At 36.9% G+C, this 13,253-nt stretch carries 13 protein-coding genes and 2 tRNA genes; 1 reads left to right on the top strand and 14 read right to left on the bottom strand.

Annotation, left to right across the window (positions count from 1 at the left end):
• Positions 1 to 75 precede the first annotated feature (75 nt).
• From HMPREF9380_RS10310 to ychF, 13 genes are all read right to left on the bottom strand, one after another.
• Entirely contained in the window at positions 76 to 561 is a 486-nt protein-coding gene (locus HMPREF9380_RS10310) for a sigma-70 RNA polymerase sigma factor region 4 domain-containing protein (RefSeq protein WP_002894314.1), read from the bottom strand.
• Positions 562 to 774: 213 nt separating this feature from the next.
• A tRNA-Asn gene (locus HMPREF9380_RS10315) sits at positions 775 to 848 on the bottom strand.
• A gap of 5 nt (positions 849 to 853) precedes the next feature.
• Positions 854 to 925 (bottom strand) — tRNA-Glu (locus tag HMPREF9380_RS10320).
• A gap of 104 nt (positions 926 to 1,029) precedes the next feature.
• The gene (gene ftsH / locus HMPREF9380_RS10325; protein ID WP_002931717.1) at positions 1,030 to 3,009 is read right to left on the bottom strand and encodes an ATP-dependent zinc metalloprotease FtsH; all 1,980 of its coding nucleotides are present in this window, start codon (positions 3,007 to 3,009) and stop codon (positions 1,030 to 1,032) included.
• Positions 3,010 to 3,028: 19 nt separating this feature from the next.
• On the bottom strand, positions 3,029 to 3,571 hold the full coding sequence (gene hpt, locus HMPREF9380_RS10330) for a hypoxanthine phosphoribosyltransferase (protein ID WP_032907464.1): 543 nt from the start codon (positions 3,569 to 3,571) through the stop codon (positions 3,029 to 3,031).
• A 4-nt stretch (positions 3,572 to 3,575) separates the two neighbouring features.
• Positions 3,576 to 4,853, bottom strand: coding sequence for a tRNA lysidine(34) synthetase TilS (gene tilS / locus HMPREF9380_RS10335; protein WP_002931710.1), 1,278 nt, complete (start codon positions 4,851 to 4,853; stop codon positions 3,576 to 3,578).
• Complete coding sequence (locus HMPREF9380_RS10340; RefSeq protein ID WP_002931708.1) at positions 4,850 to 6,133, bottom strand: serine hydrolase; 1,284 nt, start codon at positions 6,131 to 6,133, stop codon at positions 4,850 to 4,852. The genes tilS and HMPREF9380_RS10340 overlap by 4 nt, the downstream gene beginning before the upstream one ends.
• A complete protein-coding gene (locus HMPREF9380_RS12100) occupies positions 6,126 to 6,254 on the bottom strand; it encodes an SP_0009 family protein (RefSeq protein ID WP_002931707.1) in 129 nt (42 codons plus the stop codon). Before HMPREF9380_RS12100 ends, HMPREF9380_RS10340 begins: the two co-directional genes overlap by 8 nt.
• A gap of 2 nt (positions 6,255 to 6,256) precedes the next feature.
• The gene (locus tag HMPREF9380_RS10345) at positions 6,257 to 6,625 is read right to left on the bottom strand and encodes a septum formation initiator family protein (protein WP_002899511.1); all 369 of its coding nucleotides are present in this window, start codon (positions 6,623 to 6,625) and stop codon (positions 6,257 to 6,259) included.
• A complete protein-coding gene (locus HMPREF9380_RS10350; protein ID WP_002931706.1) occupies positions 6,618 to 6,884 on the bottom strand; it encodes an RNA-binding S4 domain-containing protein in 267 nt (88 codons plus the stop codon). The genes HMPREF9380_RS10345 and HMPREF9380_RS10350 overlap by 8 nt, the downstream gene beginning before the upstream one ends.
• Before the next feature lie 90 nt (positions 6,885 to 6,974).
• A complete protein-coding gene (gene mfd / locus HMPREF9380_RS10355; RefSeq protein WP_002931705.1) occupies positions 6,975 to 10,478 on the bottom strand; it encodes a transcription-repair coupling factor in 3,504 nt (1,167 codons plus the stop codon).
• Positions 10,471 to 11,040 carry an aminoacyl-tRNA hydrolase gene (gene pth, locus HMPREF9380_RS10360; protein ID WP_002931704.1) on the bottom strand — a complete coding sequence of 190 codons (570 nt, stop codon included), beginning with the start codon at positions 11,038 to 11,040 and terminating at the stop codon, positions 10,471 to 10,473. The genes mfd and pth overlap by 8 nt, the downstream gene beginning before the upstream one ends.
• A gap of 73 nt (positions 11,041 to 11,113) precedes the next feature.
• On the bottom strand, positions 11,114 to 12,229 hold the full coding sequence (ychF, locus tag HMPREF9380_RS10365) for a redox-regulated ATPase YchF (protein ID WP_032907115.1): 1,116 nt from the start codon (positions 12,227 to 12,229) through the stop codon (positions 11,114 to 11,116).
• 166 nt (positions 12,230 to 12,395) lie between these two features.
• Here ychF and HMPREF9380_RS10370 point away from each other — a divergent pair, with 166 nt between their 5' ends.
• A complete protein-coding gene (locus HMPREF9380_RS10370) occupies positions 12,396 to 12,887 on the top strand; it encodes a DUF1307 domain-containing protein (RefSeq protein ID WP_002894297.1) in 492 nt (163 codons plus the stop codon).
• Positions 12,888 to 13,013: 126 nt separating this feature from the next.
• On the opposite strand, the gene HMPREF9380_RS10375 is transcribed toward HMPREF9380_RS10370, so the two are convergent.
• The gene (locus HMPREF9380_RS10375) at positions 13,014 to 13,208 is read right to left on the bottom strand and encodes a DUF951 domain-containing protein (RefSeq protein WP_002931702.1); all 195 of its coding nucleotides are present in this window, start codon (positions 13,206 to 13,208) and stop codon (positions 13,014 to 13,016) included.
• Positions 13,209 to 13,253 lie beyond the last annotated feature (45 nt).

The following is a 13,253-nucleotide window of genomic DNA, read 5'->3' as shown; positions in this document are numbered from 1 at the left end:
GTTTTTTTAAGAATAAAAAACTTGATAGTCGAACCTGTTCTATTAAAACAGTTAACAACTCATCAAGCTTGATTATTATAAAATCGTATTATCTTGAAAATCTTTTAAGTGATTTTTTAAATCTTTAAGCATGGCTCTTCTTCCTTTAAAGCGCTCGTTGCTCATCAACCTCTGATAATTATCCAATCCAACATCATCAAGAGTTCTTTTATAATTGTCAATCGCTTCTCTGAAGGCAACTAACTCATCCAGAAACAATTCTTTTGATTTCAAACGATGTCCAATCTCACTCACTTCTTCATAAGGCTGGCGGTCCAATTTTCGCTTTTGGCTTTCTTGTTTACGAATTTTATCATGTATATGATTTCTGAATTTTGTTTTGAAATAACGATAGAGTTTTTCCTCATCGTTTTCAATTCCTTTTTCTTTAAGCAGAAGTTCGTATAAAACCAACATTCCTTCTTGCTCCCAATCACTATGTTCCCACAAATGAATATAATAATCTTTCTTACACTTCCAAACTATCCATTTCACCTTCTCATAAGTAGTTCTAAAATCCATAATTCCTCCTTAAATTTTACTTGGCTTTATTCTACTGTAAATAGAAAGCAAGATGGTCTCTTTCTTCTAAAAAGCATATTTTAGGAGCTCTTCTGACTCGAATAACTGTTTTTAAGTCATTTCAGGCACATATTTAGTCATTTGGGAGGATTGTGCGAAGTATAAAAGCAAGAAAAAAATCAAATGCTTACACATTTGATTTTTTAAACCTAGCTCCGCCAGTAGGACTCGAACCTACGACATCATGATTAACAGTCATGCGCTACTACCAACTGAGCTATGGCGGATTATATAGTCCGTACGGGATTCGAACCCGTGTTACCGCCGTGAAAAGGCGGTGTCTTAACCCCTTGACCAACGGACCATTTTTGTCCCTCTGCAGAACATATTCCATTATATCAGCTTTTCTTCCTTTGTCAATAATTATTTCAGAAAAAGAGAAAAAAGTTGGAATTTCTCCAACTTCTTCTACTCGGAACTTTTTTCTTCCATTTTCGTTTTAATTTCATCATAAGAAAGCGCATGAGCTTCTTTGTCTAATTCCAATTCAGACTCTTCTGGCATTTTGCCAGTTTCATACAATGATTTAATCTGATTGCTATCCAAAGTTTCATATTTAAGAAGCGCTTCAGCAATCAATTTATGAGTTTCGCGATGGGACTGGATAATCTCTGCAGCTTTGTTACGAGCTTCATTAAGAAGTTCTCTTACCTCTTCGTCAATCTCATATGCAGTCTGTTCTGATATTGATTTTTGAGGACTGGCTGCACCAAACATAGCATGATTGCCTTCGTATTGAACCGGACCAAGTTTTTCGCTCATTCCATATTCTGTTACCATACTGCGGGCCATCTGAGTTGCCTGTTCAAAGTCATTAGAAGCACCCGTTGTTTGAGCATTAAAGATAATCTCTTCAGCTACACGGCCACCCATAAGACCAGCTAATTGCTCTTTCATATCTTCTTTAGATAGAAGCATTTGGTCTTCTTTAGGCAAGGCAATCATATATCCGCCAGCGCGTCCACGAGGGACGATGGTTACCTTATGTACGACACGCGCATTTGACAATACCAAACCAACAATAGTATGTCCAGCTTCATGATAAGCAACCATTTGACGATCACGTTCAGACACCATCTTATCTTTCTTAGAAGGTCCTGCAATTACCCGATCTTCTGCTTCATCAATATCATCTGCATCGATGACTTTCTTATTACGACGAGCAGCAACCAAAGCAGCTTCATTCAAGACATTTTCCAAATCAGCACCAACAAAACCTGGTGTCTGTTGAGCAACTAGTTTCAAATCAACATTTTTAGCCAGCGGCTTATTCTTAGCATGAACACGAAGAATAGCTTCACGACCTTTAACATCAGGACGGCCGACCAACACTTTTCTGTCAAAACGGCCAGCACGCAGCAAGGCTGGATCCAATACATCTGAACGGTTAGTAGCCGCAATGATAATGATTCCTTCATTGCCTTCGAAACCATCCATTTCAATCAAGAGCTGATTGAGGGTTTGCTCCCGCTCATCGTTACCACCGCCAAGGCCAACACCACGCTGACGACCGACTGCATCGATTTCATCGATGAAGATAATAGCAGGGGCTGCTTTTTTCGCATCTTCAAACAAAGAACGGACACGACTTGCTCCAACCCCAACAAACATTTCTACAAAGTCGGAACCTGAGATACTGAAGAAAGGAACTCCAGCTTCTCCAGCAACTGCCTTAGCAAGCAAGGTTTTACCAGTTCCTGGAGGACCTTCTAGAAGGACACCAGCAGGAATACGAGCACCTAGCTTAGTATAACGTTTCCGATCTTTCAAAAATTCAACAACTTCTACAAGTTCTTGTTTTTCTTCTTCGGCACCTGCTACATCTGAGAAACGAACCTTGATATCTTCTTTGTTAGCAGCACGCGCTTTATTGCGCCCGAAATTCATGGCACCGCGAGCACCGCCGCCACCACCTTGATTCATCATGGACATAAAGAAGAAGATGACAATCACAAAAGGAACGATGGAAGTGAGGATTGTAATCCACATTCCGCTTGAACTTTCACGCTTTATGCTGATTTCAGTATTATGCTCAGAGGCTAATTTTTGTAAATCAGAAATTGTAATATCTGACGGTAAAATAATACTTGTGAATTTTTCTACTTTAGAAATGTTTGGAGTGAAAAATAAAATCCCTGTATCTTCTTTCGATTCCTGAGGTGTTTTGTAAGTACCTGAAATCTCGACGACACTGCCATTTGGCTGGTAGCTCATCTCTGTGACATTATTTTCCTTAATTTCCTTCACTAATTCTGTGTAATTGATTTGTTGACTGCGACCGCCAGTATCTCCTGAGAAGAAATACTGAAACCCTGTCACTAGGACAACAATAATCAGAATATAGAGAAATGGATTTTTTATAAAACCATTGTTTTGCTTATTTTTCATCTATTGTATAGTAAACCTTTTATTTTGTATAAACTTCTTCTTTCAAAATACCAATATATGGAATATTACGATAGTTTTCATTGTAATCTAATCCATATCCAACAACAAATTCATTTGGAATTGTGAAACATGTATAATCAGCATCGATTTCAACAACACGCCCTTCTGGCTTATCCAAAAGTGTAGCAATTTTTACTGATGCAGCATTTCTTTCCTTAAACAAATTGCATAGATTTTTTAAAGTCTGACCAGTATCAATAATATCCTCAACAAATAAAATATCACGTCCTGTGATATCTTGATTAATGTCTTTAATAACATTAATCACACCTGAGCTGGCAGTACCACCATGGTAGCTAGAGACCAACATAAAATCAAGCTCAATATGTGTGTCAATATGCTTGATTAGTTCAGCCATAAAAGGGACGGAACCTTTTAAAATTCCAACAAAAATTGGATTTTTACCTTGGTAGTCTTTGGTTAATTGCTGACCAAGCTTTTTTGCAGCATCCACGATTTCATCATGGGAAATCAATATTTTTTTGATATCTTGTTCTAGCATAATTTTACCCATCTATTTTCTGAATATAAAGTACAGTACTCATTATATCACTTTTTAATGCCTTACTCAAATCACTGATAGCAATATTTAAGATCGCTAAAATTTGATGATTTTGTTCCACTACTACAGATGAATTCCGTTCTTCAAAAGAAACCTTCTTATCAATAAAAAGACGACGAAGTTTCTTGTGATGACCGTTCAGCAAAATACTATCTCCCTCTTTTCGGAAGCGAAGTGTCAGAGAAGTTTCACGCGAAACAAAAATTTTTTGAATATTTTCACCACTCAAAGGAATCCCAAATGAAAATCGATAATGCCCAAACTCAATCAGGTTCTCAAATTCTAACAAAATTGAATCCATTTTTAAATCGGGCTTACGACTGATTTTTCTAATTTCAAAACGCTGGTAATCTTTAACAAGCTCATAGTCTTTTTTCAAAGTGTGCCGATAATTGGCCTTAGTTCGCAGGATGTTTAAAACCTCCTCAAACTGCTGCTTGCTCAAATTCAGACTAGGAAACTTTTCGAGATAGTTCTGCAATAGAAAACGTTGAACCTGGGGGATTTGCTGATGAAAGACTTGGACATTTTCTATATCTAAATCTCTAGTCAAGTGAGACAAAGCGGTCTGCAAATCTTCAATTTCCTTGCCCAGATACCGCAAAGAATCCTTAAATTGTGGGTTTTCTTTTTCTAGATCCGGCAGATAAAGATTACGAATTCGATTTCTGAGATAGTCATTTTGAAAATTACTGCTATCTTCAAAATGCTGAATATCCGGAAAGTCTGATTTATGAAAAGTAAGCAAAGGACGAATCAGCTCCCCGCAAGCAAAATACTGGACAGCTTTCATGCCGGACAGATGGCGAAGTCTAGCTCCACGAAGCAGCCGCATAAAAACAGTCTCAGCTTGATCATCTGCGTGGTGGGCAGTTACCAGAGCAGTATAGTGCTCCTCCTGCATCACGTTCCCGAAAAAATCATAACGAAACTGCCGAGCAGCATTTTCTGAAAAATTACCAGAAAAACTTGATGTAAAAATCTTTACACCAAGCTGTTCCGCAATCTTTACTAATGCCTTTTCTTCTTGATCTGACTCTGGCCGCTGTTTGTGATTGACATGAGCAATCGCAAGCTCGATAGCCAGTTCTTTTTGATAATCAATCAACAGCTGCAGCAGCGTCATAGAATCCAGTCCACCTGATACAGCAACTAAAACTTTTCGATGGTCTTGGAAATACTTTTTCTCCTGCATTTTTTTAAGAAATTCTTGCTTAATCATTTCAAGACTCCATAGACATCGTCTGCTATCTGGGAAATGTTATCGTAGTTTGAATTATTAGTAAAAATAACAATGATAAAAGGGGAATCTGCATAGACAATCGCAGCATCGTGCTTAAAATCATAGGCGTCACCAATTTTATGAGCCACTTTAACATCTATATTTTTAGAAATCCGCTGATTATCATAATTTGTCTGAGACAAGGCATCGATAATCATGCCATTTTGCTCATAGATAGCTTCCAAAACATTTCCAGCCATACGTGAAGACGCTTGTCTTTCTTCCACATCCCATTTCTTTCCAGCTATTTTGTTGATCGTCTGCTGAAAATTTTTATCAGATTGATTGGTCGCATAATAGCCTAAAATATTGTGGGCGACATTATCTGATTCTTTGGCCACTCGATTTATCAAATCCTGAACCGAATATTCCTTATCATCAGCTGACTTAGCAATGCTGCCACTTCCTTCTGGTTCGTAAGCACCTGCAAAATCATTGACTGCTCCAATATACTTGAACTTCTGATCTAACGACAGTTTTTTCTGATCCAGCTGTTCCTGCACATAGTATAGATAAGGTAGTTTTGTCACACTGGCCGAATACATCTCTTGATCTTGATTAATGCCTGCTTCTTTGCCTGTATCCAGCTGTTTGACATAGATAGAGTAGTCTGCCTTGTTGTACTTACTGCTCAAAATTTCTTGAACCTTGTCCATTCGATTATCAGTCTCATCCAGAAATTCCATAGGAACCCAGCCCTGTCCTTCAATCTGGGCATAAGTTCCTTTGACTGTCTGGACAATTTGAACAATGTTTACTTTTGTATATGGAGCTACTGTTGTATTGATTTTTTTAGCTCCGTTGATATTGGCTTTATCATAAAGAGTAAAGCCCGGTTTCAGCCACATTTCTTGATGGATATCTTCGATTAACTGGACAGTATCTTCGTAAATTGTGTTTTTGTCCGCTATCACAAACTGCCCATTTTTCAGTTTGAAAATCGGAACTCCTTCTTCATTTACATAAAATCCTGTTATCTGGATAGGCTGGTCTGGAATTAGCTTTCCAGCAGTCTTACTCAGAGTAGAATCTGTAAATGTAGGAGTTTCTTCATAAACATTAGGATTTGTCGGGATGCTATCATAATAGCGTCCATACGTAGTGCTTGTAAAATGATATTTTTCTTCCTCGTCTAATACGAAATCTTTTTCGGTACTAATAACTGTGATACTGCTAAATAAAGCTGGCAGCAAAAATATCAGTAACAAAAACTTACGCATGTTTTCCCCTTTCCTCTTGATTTTCTTGAAGTTTCAAAGCTTGATTTTTTTCAAACAGTTCTTCCAATTTCTCATCTGAAAATTCCAAGAACTGCTCAATTGTTTTTAGTAAATCTTCCATAACTACTGCGGCAATAAATCTGGGATAGTATAAATGTACTCACCCTCTTTTGAAAAAGAGTATTTAGCGCGTGCATACTTAGCAGCATAGCTATCATCTTTTAACTTTGTTGCTATATCTGATTGATAGACCTTTTCTTCGCTGAGCGTCTGATATTTCTCCTGCAGTTTAGAATACTGCTCACGACGCTGCAGCAAGGTTTGATAACTCTGGTACAAATTATAGGTAGGTAGAATAAATAAGAGGATCACCAAAATCAGAACCCAGCCCATAAAACGGTTGCGTTTCCGCCGTTCCTGATCCACATATCTGCGGCGTTGATTTTCATCTTGAATAAAACGATTATTGAGTTGGACGATATTTTTAGGCATCTTCTTCTATCCTTGTTTCACTGACTATTTCGTACATTTTAGCTGCATCTTCTTTTTTAGTGCTGTCTTTCATCTCCAGAACCTTTACAGTCAAGAGTTTATTACCAAAGCGTACTTCAATCAAGTCATCCACTTTCAAATCTGTTGAGCTCTTAGCCAAGATACCGTTCACTTTTATTCGGCCCTTGTCAGCTACTTCTTTAGCCACTGGACGTCGCTTGATAATTCGTGACACTTTCAAATATTTATCTAATCTCATCCTATTACCTCATTTTCTCTTAATTTATTATTCTACCATTTTTTGAGAAAAATAGAGCTTAAAAAGCCAAAATTCACTGAATTGTAACCTTTATTCTGCCTTGCGCTGTTTAATTTCCAGCATCTTTTCTCCGAAATTAACCAGACCTTCTAAAATCTCATAATCTTTTTTGTTCCTCACATCAAAAATTACTTCAATCAAGCCATTTTTTTCACCAATTCGAGCCTTTAAATTCGTCATCGAAAGTGCTTCAAAATAGTCCTGCGTCAGATAAAGCTGCTGCGAAATTTTCTCAAAATGAATAATTACTGCATTCTGCTGGCGTTCCACTGACTTTACAAATGCTTGATCTAAATAAGACTTAGCAAGTCCAATCTCCAATAAATAGGCTACAACATCAGGATATTCCCCAAAGCGATCAATCAATTCATCCTGTAGATTTTCATAGTTTACACGGCTGTCAATCTCACGAATCCTCTTGTAAATTTCAATTTTTTGTCTTTCATCAGAAATATAGTCACTAGGCAGATAGGCATCAATCTGCAGATTAAGTTCTGCATTGCTTTTTTGACGCTTGTTTTCTCTCCCCTGCTTTTTAGCAATAGCTTCTTCTAGAAGCTGCGAGTACATCTCAAAACCAACAGAATCAATAAAGCCAGATTGCATACTTCCTAGAATATTACCAGCCCCTCGAATAGACAAATCTCGCATAGCAATCTTAAATCCAGAACCTAACTCTGTAAATCCTTTAATAGCCTCTAGACGCTTTTCAGAAACTTCTGTCAGGATTTTATCTGGTCTGTACATCAGATAAGCGTAGGCAATCCGATTACTGCGGCCAACCCGTCCACGAAGTTGATACAAGGTTGACAGCCCCATATGGTCAGCATTTTCTACAAACAAAGTATTGGCATTTGGAATATCAACCCCAGTTTCAATAATGGTAGTGGTCACCAAAATATCGTATTCTCCATTGATGAAGTCCAGTAAAGTATTTTCTAAACGAATCTCACTCATTTGGCCATGAACATAGCCTATAGAAGCTTCTGGGATTAACTCTCTTAACTCTGAAACTTTCTGTTCAATTGTGTCAACCTTGTTGTAAAGGTAGTAAACCTGTCCACCTCGGTCTATTTCACGTAAGACAGCTTCTCGAATTACTGTAGGATTGCTTTCTAAAACATAGGTCTGAACAGGATAGCGATTGGTAGGCGGGGTCTCAATGACTGACAAATCGCGAATACCCAGCATAGACATATGAAGAGTTCGAGGAATAGGAGTTGCTGTCAAGGTCAGGACATCAACTTTCTTTTTCAATTCCTTTAATGTTTCCTTGTGCTTAACTCCAAAACGCTGCTCCTCATCAATGATGATTAAACCTAAATCCGCAAATTCTACATCTTTGGATAAGAGTCGGTGGGTTCCAATAATAATGTCAACTTGTCCCTTCTGCAGCTTCTCCAGAGTCTGTTTTTGTTCTGACTTACTCCTGAAACGACTAAGTACCTCAACATTGACCGCAAAATCATTAAAGCGTTCTTTAAAGTTAGTATAGTGCTGCTGGGCTAAAACCGTTGTTGGCACCAATACAGCTACCTGTTTATGATCATTGACAGCCTTAAAAGCAGCCCGCATAGCTACTTCTGTTTTCCCAAAGCCGACATCACCAACTAAGAGGCGGTCCATCGGACGACTGCTTTCCATATCCTTCTTCACTTCCTGAATACTTCTTAGCTGATCCTCTGTTTCAACATAGGGAAAATCATTATCAAATTCCTCTTGATTAGAATCATCCGCTGAGAAAGCAAAACCTTTTAGCTGGCTGCGTTCAGCATATAGTTTAATCAAATCATCCGCAATATCCTGAACCTGATGCTGAACTTTTTGCTTACTCTTATGGAAGCGACCGTCATTTAGTTTATTTACCTTAGGTGTTTTTCCATCGCTGGCAACATACTTTGATAGGAGATCAATCTGGTCAACTGGAATCGAAATACGATCAGAATTTTGATATTTAATTGTCAGATAGTCACGGTGGACGCCAGAGATTTCAATCGTTTCTATCCCCAGATAACGTCCTATCCCATGAATATTATGGACAACATAATCCCCTTTCTCTAGCTCATTGTAATCTTTCAGTCGTTCAGCGTTGGAGATATTCTGACGTCGAATTTTTCGTTTTATTTTCTTGTGAATAATTTCGTATTCTGTAATAAGAATAATTTTCTCATCTACGAAATTAAAGCCTTGAACAAGATTTCCTTCTATAAGCTGAACTGCATTTTTGTGAATCTCAGCCTCTTTTATATAGTCTAAATGAATATCATATTCCTGTAAATTTTTATGTAAACTTTGTAAACCTGACGAAGAATTTGCTTGTAAAATTATTGTATAGCCAGATTTTTTATAACGATTAATCTCTTCCTTGAGCAAGGGAAACTGACTGAAAAATTCTTGCATTGGGTACTGATTGAATTGATACAAAGCATCAAATTTCAGATTTCCCAAACCTTTTTGAAAGCTTGAAAAGAAGGTTGCTGGTTTATATTGACGATAATCTTGGTACTTATCTGCAAAATATTTCTGACTTGATAAAGCTTTACAATTTTGTAAATCATCTGTCAACAAACTAGCTGTTTCCAGTTCAAATTGAGCATGTCGATCCACAATTTTTTGAAAATCATCAAAAAACACAGGACTATGAACAGGCAAGTAGTCTAAAATAGTCCATTCTTTCTGATAAAAATAAGAAAGGAATTTACGAATATCTGCATGATGGAACTCCTCTTTGGCACTTATTAGTAGCTCTTCTAAGTAAGATTTCAAAGCAGGATCAACAGATTTTTCTAAAATAGCTTCCAGATTTTTCCGTCCTCGAGCATAATCTTTCTCAGAAAGCAGGATATCAGAAGCAGGTTTAATCAAAATACTTTCTATGTTATCAATTGAAGTTTGATTTTCTGGATTGAAAATCCGAATACCATCAATTTCATCGCCAAAAAACTCCAGGCGATAAGGTGCCTCTGCTGAGCGCTCAAAAATGTCTAAGATGTCTCCTCTTAGACTATATTCTCCCTGACTTAAAACTTGAGACACCTTCTTGTATCCTGATCTTGACAACATCTTTACAAGATTATTTAGGTCATATTCTTGTCCAACTGTCAAATTTATATTGGTATTTTTAAAATCAATAGAATCAGGCAAGAGTAATTTGCTGGCTGCGACATTAGTAACTAGAATTCCAGACTTTTGATGGTCTATTAAAAAGTTTAGAGCATCTAATCTCGAAAATATTTTTTCCTGTGAAGCAAAAACAAATTCTGCTATAGGAGTATCATCTGCTAAGAAAGTATAGACCTTGTCTTCTCCCAACAAAGAAATCAAATCACTAGCCAAACGATCTGCTTCATTTTGACTAGAAGTCAGCACAAGGATTTTCTCTGATTCTTCTAATCCAGCTGCTATAGTAATTGCTTTTGTTGATGCAGACAATCCCATTATCAACTGTCTATTGCTTTTATGGAGATTTTTCTTCCAATCTGAAATTTGTTGGTTTTGACAAAATAAGTCAATCAGGTTCATTTTATTATCCATTGTATTTCTGCATAGTTTGTTCAAAATTGCCTGACTGTAAATAATATTTTACAGCCTTGTCAACCTTATCAAGAGTATTCAGAATCATTATATAATCATCTTTATCAAATTTTCCTAGAACGTGGTGGACCACTGTCATACCTTCTTTTGGACGGCCAATACCTATCTTTATCCGTTTAAACTCTTGACTTCCAATGTGTTTGATAATAGATTTAATGCCATTATGGCCACCAGCTGAACCCTTACTGCGCAAACGAATCTTACCAACTTCCATATCCAAATCATCATAGATGACCAATAAATCCTCTATATCTAAACCATAGTATGCTAGTAAAGCTTGAACGGCCTTTCCGCTCTCATTCATAAATGTAGTTGGTTTTACAAAATAGACTTTTTCACCATTTAGAAAAGTAGAGGCGATATCTGCTTGAAAGATTTTATCAGCTGTAAACTTTAGATCAAGATCTTTACAAATTTTGTCAACTAGCATAAAACCAACATTATGCTTGGTTTCGATATATTTTTCTCCTGGATTTCCCAGACCGACTATTAACTTTACCATTTTTCTCCTTTATAAAAGCCAAAAGGGCTGGAAAAAAATTTCCAACCTAGAATTTTTAAACTTTACAAATACTTTACACATTAAATCTAAATTCCATAATATCGCCATCTTGAACGATATATTCTTTTCCTTCTTCGCGCAAACGTCCAGCCTCTTTAACTGCTTTTTCGCTGCCATAGTGCACTAAGTCATCATAAGACATAGTCACTGCTCGAATAAAGCCTTTTTCAAAGTCTGAGTGAATAATACCAGCCGCTTGAGGAGCTTTCATTCCACGCTTAAAGGTCCAGGCACGCACTTCTTTTTCACCAGCTGTAAAGTAGGTTCCAAGTCCCAACAGATGATAAGCTGCTCTGGTCAGTTTATCCACACCTGATTCTGTCAAGCCGATAGCTTCCAGAAATTCTGACTTATCTTCATCGTCCAATTCAGAAATCTCTTCCTCTGCACGCGCTGAAATGACAACAACTTCAGCATTTTCTGTAGCTGCAAATTCACGAATCTGCTTCACATAGTCAATATTATCTGGATCTGCTACCTCATCTTCACTGACATTGGCCACATAGAGAACCGGCTTAGTCGTTAAAAGAAAGAGTCCTTTAACGATTTTTTGTTCTTCTTCTGTGAATTCAATTGTGCGAGCTGACAGACCATCTTCTAGGACAGGCTTAATTTTCTGTAAAACATTAAATTCTGCCACTGAATCCTTATCTTTTTGAGTACGAGCCATCTTCTCTACACGTGCATAACGTTTGTTAATACTTTCTAGGTCTGCTAAAATCAATTCTAGATTAATGGTCTCAATATCGGCCATTGGATCTACAAATTCAGACTCACGGCCCTGTTCTCGCATGACATTTTCATCATCAAAAGCACGTACTACGTGGACGATAGCATCTACTTCACGGATATTGGCTAAGAATTTATTCCCTAGTCCTTCTCCTTTTGAAGCACCTTTCACAATTCCAGCAATATCAGTAAATTCGAAAGTTGTTGGGACTTTCTTCTGTGGTTTGATGAGTTCTGTTAATTTATCTAAACGAGCATCCGGAACTTCTACCCGCCCGACATTTGGATCAATTGTCGCAAAAGGGTAATTAGCTGCTTCTGCACCTGCTTTTGTAATTGCATTAAATAAAGTTGACTTACCAACATTGGGTAAACCAACGATTCCTGCTGTCAAAGCCATTCTTATCTTCTCCATTCATCTTTTCAATCCAAACCATTATACCATAAATCCTTATCCTAAACAGCGGATTTAAGTTATTTTTTCTAGCTTTCTTTACAAAAATGTAAAATAAATTGAAGAAAAAAATGGTATAATATAGCTAATATTCTTATTAAAGGAGTCCCTAATGAAAAAGAATACTTTCAAAACACTTTTTCTTTCCTTCCTTGCGGTTTCCGCTTTGTTTGTTTTAGCTGCCTGCAGCAGTCCTAAAAAAGCTTATTTCCAGCTGATTGACCAAAATACTAAACAAGATAGCCGCATCACTGTTGAATATAAAGGTGATGAGCTTCTTATAAACGAAACAAACAACACCTTCTACTATAAACCAGTTGGCTTGACAAAAGACACTGCTAAAGAGCAGACAGAAGCCTATGCTAAATCTATTGAGGGTATCAAAGGATTAACTCATAAAATCGAGTACAAAGATGATTATTTAACTGAAAAACTGACAATTGATTTCAGTAAAGCTGATATTGAAGAACTACAAAGTAAGCAGCTTCTTCAAACATCTGGTAATCAAAAAGCGGATTATATCAGCTATAAAGAAACTGCTAAATTACTTGAAAAAGCAGGTTATAAAGAAGTTAAAGACGGTAAATTTGAAGATCTTAAATAAAAGCAAAATGGATAGGACTTTTTAAGTCCTATCCATTTTTGATTGAAAAATCAGAAAAAAATCTAAATCTAATCTTCAGCAATGCAAATTAGTTTTCTACAATAGCATTTACGATGATTTTTTAGTTCAATCTATTATTTTCTTCATTTTTCTTTCAAAATCGTGACGACTCATCATCACAAGATGTTCACAATTGGTACAACGAATTTTGATATCTGCACCAACCCTTGTGATTTCCCAGCGATTCGCCTTTTTCCCAGTCGCTTTAATGGTGCAGGCATGGGGCTTTTTCATCTCTATAAAATGACCAATTTCATACATTTTCTTTCTCCTTTCAAAGAACTATCATTGTCCAGGAAGAAATAT

It is taken from the genome of Streptococcus sanguinis SK49 (assembly GCF_000212815.1).
Classification (GTDB): Bacteria; Bacillota; Bacilli; order Lactobacillales; family Streptococcaceae; genus Streptococcus; species Streptococcus sanguinis_C.
Note: the sequence above shows the minus strand (reverse complement) of the source record. Positions and strands in the feature narration are given on the sequence as shown.